Here is a 526-nt window from a genome sequence, read left to right as displayed (position 1 = left end):
TTCAGGGGCGCGGAAAGCTTCAACGGTGATGTCAGTGGCTGGAGTACCGGCAATGTCACCGATATGGGAGGCATTTTCGCCAATGCAGCGTCGTTCAATGGTGACGTGTCTGGCTGGAATGTAGGCCAGGTGTCAAACCTGTCGGATGCGTTTTCAGGCGCAAACAGCTTTGCCGGTGATCTCAGCACCTGGAACATCTCGAATGTGCAGTACATGTACGGCATGCTTTCCAATACCGCAATCAGCGATGAAAGCTACGAAGACATGCTGACTGCCTGGTCAGCCCTGGAGCTGGAGCCAGGCGTAACGCTGGGCGCATCCGGCCTGAGCTACTGTGATGCGGAAGGCGCTCTGAGTGTATTGAGCGAAACCTATGGCTGGATGATTGACGGCGCGGTCCGTGACTGTAGCGAGGAACTGCTGGCTGATATCAGTGCGGCGGCTGACGGCAATGACGCAAGTGGCGTCACCATGGATGTTCTGAACGGCATCATCGGCCTGACAGGTGTCGATCCGAGCCAGCTTG

At 56.7% G+C, this 526-nt stretch carries 1 protein-coding gene; it reads left to right on the top strand.

Annotated features, from left to right (window positions below; translation table 11 throughout):
• On the top strand, positions 1–526 hold a 526-nt coding region (locus tag J1C54_RS16385; protein ID WP_229150040.1), incomplete at both ends, for a DUF285 domain-containing protein.

The organism is Alcanivorax sp. 1008 (genome assembly GCF_020667895.1).
Taxonomy (GTDB): Bacteria; Pseudomonadota; Gammaproteobacteria; order Pseudomonadales; family Alcanivoracaceae; genus PGZG01.
This window is presented reverse-complemented; position numbering and strand designations above follow the sequence as displayed.